The following is a 5,795-nucleotide window of genomic DNA, read 5'->3' as shown; positions in this document are numbered from 1 at the left end:
GGTTGAAGCATGAAACCCAACTCCCGCATGGGTTACGCTACCGCTAACCCATCCTACAAAGAATTGTGCCTCCCTACTTAAATGAATAGCTACCAAAGGGTGAGAAAGGAACAACAAACTCTCAATAAATGAAGTCTCCCTCTCCGGGGAGAGGGTTTGAGGGGGAGATATTTCAATAACCGTGTTATTTCGGTAATTTAGGCAGCGACTAAAGATTTGCTCAAAGGTTGCCAACGGAAATATCTTTCCCCACCCAATTCGAGGACAAATTTTAACCGGGGTTCCTGTTGACTAAGATTAATTAAGTATTGTTTTTCTTCCGAGGATAAAACAAAACTTTCAATAATCCAAATCACTAAACCTTTAGATTTGGGAGGTAAATTTTCCAATTGATAGGTAGCAATGGGAGGAATAAAATAAACCGGTCCGACGGCTGCTTCCCGACCAATATTTTTTTTACCTAAATGGGGGGGACGGACTCCATGAATGCCGGTAAGATAGGCACTTAAATCCCCTAGACCTCTAGCGGTGATATGCAGGACATTGTAACCGGTGGCCCGTAAACGTCTTTGATAGCGTCCCTCGTAACCCCCTTCTAAGGGTGCGTAAACCCCTAAAGCACCGTATTGTTCCAGATCGCGAATAAATGGTTTTCCCGTGGTCAGTAGTGCCATAGCTAGTGAAAAAAATCTTTTCCCCTATAATCGCACGTTTTGTTAAGTTGTGCGTTAGCTGAACAAAGAAAGACTTAAGATCAAAGATAGAGAGGGACAATCGCTACTCTCCCAAGGAGGTAATATGTTTCACGATCTCCTTTATCCCAACGGACTGCTTTATGTCCTGATTAAACTAACTGTTTTAGCTTTAGCAGTCTTGCTCTGGTTTATGGTCGTTTCGGCCCCGGCTGTTTGAAAAAACACTGCTCTTGTACAATTAGCGTTCTATGCAATGGCTAAATTTTGTCGATGACTCCTGTTAAATTGCCGATCGATCCTTTTCTGAAACCCAACCTAACCACTAAACTCCTAGGGGTTGGGTTGGTATTGACAATTATTTTTATCCTGATTGCCCTGTTTTCGCCCCTTCTGCAAGCGATCGGACTGATTCAGGATCCAACCGACATTTTAAGCAATTATCCCCTACAAGCCCCCAGTTCTGCCCATTGGTTCGGGACGAATGTGCGCGGTTATGATGTCTTTTCCCGCACCCTATTCGGGGCGCGAGCGGCCTTGTCCGTGGTATTTTTGGCCACAGGATTATCTTTAGTCATCGGGGTTCCTTTAGGGTTAATTAGCGGTTATTTGGGGGGTAAGATCGATCGCGTTCTCCTCTTTCTCATGGATACCCTCTACACCTTGCCGGGGTTATTATTATCGGTGGCTCTGGCTTTCGTTTTGGGTCGTGGTATCGTCAATGTAGCGATCGCTGTTAGCATTGCCTATATTCCCCAATATTTTCGCGTGGTCAGAAATCAAACCGCCAGCGTTAAAAATGAGTTATTTATCGAAGCGGCGCGAGCGATCGGTGCCAGTCCTAGCCGGATACTATCAAAATATCTTTTCTTTAATGTCGTCCAGAGTGTCCCAGTTCTTTTTACCCTCAACGCGGCGGATGCGATCCTTGTTTTAGGCGGTTTAGGCTTTTTAGGCTTAGGATTACCGGAAGAAGTGCCTGAATGGGGTCATGATCTCAAGGAAGCTTTGGCGGATTTATCTACAGGTATCTGGTGGACCACTTTATTCCCCGGATTAGCAATGACCACGATGGTGGTGGGTTTATCCCTCTTGGGGGAGGGGTTAAGTGAAATTGTAAACCCCCTGAGTCGTAAACGCTAAAAGCGGGGGCCAGAGTTCGAGAGAAATCATCTCAGGAACTTCCACACCCTCAGCCTCTCTGTCCGGTAACGATGTAAGATACCCTTTGGGCGATATTGGTGGCGTGATCGGCCATGCGTTCCAGATGACGGATGAGTAAAGCCATCAGCAAGATTGGTTCCACCACACCCTTGATATCTCTTTGATGGGCGAGAGTGTGATAGAGATAATCATAGGCTCGATCGACCGTATTATCTAGTTCTTTCACCTTTGGACCTGCTTCTTGATCGAGGTCGGCCAGAGCAACAAGGCTCGTGGCTAACATATACTGGGCATGGTGGGACATAGCCTCGATCTCACCCATACAATCGTGGGGAGTATAGGCGAATAATTTGAGAGCTATTTCCGCCAAATCCTTGGCATAATCGCCGATACGTTCCAAATCGCGCACTAATTGCATAAAAGCACTTAAAAGCCGCAAATCTTGGGCTACGGGAGCCTGTAGAGTCATGAGAGTGGCACAATCTAACTCGATTTGACGGTAGTAGCGATCGATTTCCTTGTCAAGGGGGGCGATTTTTTTCGCCATTTCCAAATCCCTAGCAAAAAGGGATTGATGGCTAAGACGAAAGGATTCTTCGACCAAGGTGCCCATTCTCAGCACATCCTGTTCCAATCGCTGGAGAGAACGAGCGAAATAGGTGCGATCGGGATGATTGGTTTCTTTGGATAGGCTCACGGTCAGATTCGCTTAACATAAAACTACTCTTTCTCTACAGTGATAACAAGAAAATTTTCGATTTTGTACAGTTGTCTAGAGAACTTGACAGATTTTTTTCTCCCCACACCCCACACCCATCACCCCACTGCCTTTTTTTGACGGGGGAGAGTGACTTGTAGGCGAGCGCCGCCGGTGTTAGGATCATTTTGAGCGACGATCGAACCGCCATGGGCTTGAATAATCTCTTTGGCAATCGATAAACCTAAACCGGTACTATAATCCTTTGTGCCTTGTTTTTGACGGGTGCGGGAAGGATCACCGCGAAAGAGGCGATCAAAAACGTAGGGTAGATCCGCTTCATTAAATCCCTTCCCGTTGTCGATAACGTCAATTTTCAGCCATTTTTCCCCGATAGTATCGAATATTTCCCGAATTTCTAGGCGAATTTTCCCCTGATCGGGACTATACTTAATGGCATTATCAAAGAGATTCAGGAAAACTTGCAGCAGACGAGAATGATCGACTTCCAGCGTCCAATCCGCCAGAGAGGAATAATCTAAGCTAATCTGTTTTTGGGCGGCTATTGGGGTGACAGTCTGCCAAGCGGCGCTGATGAGGTCCTCTAGATTAATCATCTGGTATTGTAAAGAGCGCCCCGCATCCGCTTGTAATTCACTAATTTCTAGCCAATCGCAGACTAATTGGCTCAAACGCTCCACTTCTTTCGCCATTTGTTCTAACCAGCGTCTTTCGGGAGCTTGGAGGCGTTTTTGTAAAGCTTCGGTAAGGAGAGAAATGGAGGTTAAGGGAGTGCGTAACTCGTGAGTTAAGTCAGAGAAAGCTCGCTCGCGATTTTGCGATAATTCCACTAAAGGCTGTCTATTTTCGATAAATACAGCGATTTCACCTTCTGGCAAGGGATAACCGTAACCCTTCAAGGCAATCGATTTAGGAGCAATCACTTGGCGATCGCTAATGGGGGTGACAGGATAATTAGTCGGGTAAAAAGTCCAAGTTTGCACCTGTGGACTCTGTTTTTGGCGAGTTTCTTGAATTAATTGATCTAATTCGTAGGAGCGCACTAATTCCAGCAGCAGACGTACCTGATCTGGCTGCCAGCGATCGAGTTTTAAGAGGGTAATTGCCTGTTGATTACACCAGAGCAGTTGATTATCGGCATCGACATGAAGATAGGCGATCGGCGCTCGTTCTAGCAAGGATTTCTGAATTTCTAAGCTCTTTTCTCGCTCTTGCAGACTTTGGGAGAGAAACTGTAATTCTCGACGCACCAGGGAGGTAACGGGAAAAGAAGCCGACAAATCCGCCGAATCCGAGAGAGCGCTCAGGGTTCGCTTTAACTCTCTATTTAAGCGTGAGACTTGCCAGTAACAAATACTCAAACCTAAAACTACTCCCAAAATAAAAGCGAAAATAGTCATTGTCTGCGCGAGCGGCGATCGCTAAACTTGAAAATATAATCGCTCACCTAGCCAAAACGATAACCGAAACCGCGTACAGTAATCAGGTATTCCGGTTGACTGGGATCGATTTCTAGTTTTTCCCGTAACCAGCGAATGTGAACATCGACGGTTTTGGTGTCTCCTAAAAAATCTGGCCCCCAAATTTGTTCAATTAATTGCTCTCTTGACCAAACTCGGCGCGGATAACTCATAAATAGGTCGAGGAGACGGAATTCTTTAGGAGAAAGGTTAATTTCTTCATCTCGCACCGTCACCCGACATTCCTGGGGATAGAGAAGAACATCGCGGAATTTTCGCACGGGAGCGGCAGCTAGGGAAGTAAATCCTTGACGACGAATGAGAGCGCGACAACGAGCGACTAATTCGCGCATACTAAAGGGTTTAGTCAGATAATCATCGGCACCTACTTCTAAACCCAAAACTCGATCGGTTTCGCTGGCCTTAGCACTTAAAATTAAAATCGGGATAATATTGCCGTGATAGCGCAACAGACGACAGATATCAAGACCGTTGATTTGGGGTAACATTAAATCCAAAACGACCAAATCAAAACGAGACTCACCGTGATTAGATTCTTGACTTTGCAGTAATTCTAGGGCAACGCGACCATCACTAACACCGAGAGCCTCGTAACCTTCTTCTTCCAAAGCCAAAATAATCATATCCCGAATCACTTCTTCATCTTCAACGATTAAAATCCGATGATTGGGAACGAAATCCGCACTCGCCGACAAGGGGGGGTTGTCAAGGGTTAACATAAAAATACTTGATTATTCGTCCTAATTTTATCTCAATTTGTCAACCTGCACTCGTTTTGGAAGGCTAGAGCCGAATGTTATTACAGTTATCTACATGGTTAGAGGTGGAATCCTATCTAGAACAATCTCAGGGAATTATTATTCCTATTGGTTCCACGGAACAACACGGGCCGACGGGACTGATTGGTACAGATGCTCTATGTGCGGAGGCGATCGCTAAAGGAGTGGGGAAACAGGTACGAGCAATGGTAGCACCCACCTTAAATGTCGGTATGGCCCTACATCACACGGCTTTCCCTGGTACAATTAGCCTTCGTCCTAGCACTTTGATTCAAGTCATCCTCGACTATGTGACTTGTTTAGCTAGAGCCGGTTTTCGTCAATTTTTCTTTATTAATGGTCACGGGGGCAATATTGCCACCCTAAAGGCCGCTTTTGCGGAAACCTATTATCATTTGGATTCCCTCAATTTACCTAACACAAACGAGGTTAAATGTCAAGTGGCCAATTGGTTTATGGTGCGAGAAGTTTATCTTTTAGCCAAAGAATTGTATGGAGAGCAGGAGGGTTCCCACGCTACACCGAGCGAAGTGGCGTTAACTCAGTATCTTTACCCTGAGAGCCGTAAAAACGCCTTTTTATCCGAAAAAGTGGCTTCTGGTCATGATATTTACGGTGCGGCTAATTTTCGCCAAAACTACCCCGATGGTCGTATGGGTTCCAATCCTGCTTTAGCCACTCCCGAACACGGTCAGAGATTCTATGAATTAGCCGTGAAAGAATTGAGTAACAGTTATCTGGAATGGCTCTCTTGTCCTGTGTCTAAGTTGATTAGCAACTAAGCCACCGAGACCCAGAATAATTTAACTGTAACCCTAAGTAAGTAGCTGGTTATAATTAAATTAAAAATGGATTTTAGGTTCGATCCCCCCTGCCCCCCTTGATCTATCCATTAGTCACATCTTTCTTAACATAAAATTTGACAAAAAGAGAAAAGTGTGCCAGATGGCTCAAGGGGGTT

At 45.3% G+C, this 5,795-nt stretch carries 6 protein-coding genes; 2 read left to right on the top strand and 4 right to left on the bottom strand.

The features are described from left to right. Nucleotides 1–197: 197 nt before the first annotated feature. Nucleotides 198–674 carry an NAD(P)H-quinone oxidoreductase subunit N gene (locus O9290_RS17370; protein ID WP_002735370.1) on the bottom strand — a complete coding sequence of 159 codons (477 nt, stop codon included), beginning with the start codon at nucleotides 672–674 and terminating at the stop codon, nucleotides 198–200. 291 nt (nucleotides 675–965) lie between these two features. Between O9290_RS17370 and O9290_RS17365 the strand changes: the two genes are divergently transcribed. Beyond that, the gene (locus tag O9290_RS17365; protein ID WP_288056439.1) at nucleotides 966–1,835 is read left to right on the top strand and encodes an ABC transporter permease; all 870 of its coding nucleotides are present in this window, start codon (nucleotides 966–968) and stop codon (nucleotides 1,833–1,835) included. A gap of 49 nt (nucleotides 1,836–1,884) precedes the next feature. Here the strand turns inward: O9290_RS17365 and phoU are convergent, their stop codons facing one another. The 3 genes from phoU to O9290_RS17350 form a co-directional block, all read right to left on the bottom strand. Then, entirely contained in the window at nucleotides 1,885–2,553 is a 669-nt protein-coding gene (phoU, locus tag O9290_RS17360) for a phosphate signaling complex protein PhoU (protein WP_002759704.1), read from the bottom strand. 119 nt (nucleotides 2,554–2,672) lie between these two features. After that, complete coding sequence (locus tag O9290_RS17355) at nucleotides 2,673–3,974, bottom strand: sensor histidine kinase (protein ID WP_288058525.1); 1,302 nt, start codon at nucleotides 3,972–3,974, stop codon at nucleotides 2,673–2,675. A 47-nt stretch (nucleotides 3,975–4,021) separates the two neighbouring features. Continuing rightward, on the bottom strand, nucleotides 4,022–4,774 hold the full coding sequence (locus O9290_RS17350; RefSeq protein WP_002796025.1) for a response regulator transcription factor: 753 nt from the start codon (nucleotides 4,772–4,774) through the stop codon (nucleotides 4,022–4,024). 74 nt (nucleotides 4,775–4,848) lie between these two features. On the opposite strand from O9290_RS17350, the gene O9290_RS17345 reads away from it, so the two are divergent. Continuing rightward, nucleotides 4,849–5,616 carry a creatininase family protein gene (locus tag O9290_RS17345; protein ID WP_288058523.1) on the top strand — a complete coding sequence of 256 codons (768 nt, stop codon included), beginning with the start codon at nucleotides 4,849–4,851 and terminating at the stop codon, nucleotides 5,614–5,616. Nucleotides 5,617–5,795 lie beyond the last annotated feature (179 nt).

Origin of the sequence: Microcystis sp. LE19-41.2A, from assembly GCF_027530405.1 — a bacterium.
GTDB lineage: Bacteria > Cyanobacteriota > Cyanobacteriia > Cyanobacteriales > Microcystaceae > Microcystis > Microcystis aeruginosa.
This window is presented reverse-complemented; position numbering and strand designations above follow the sequence as displayed.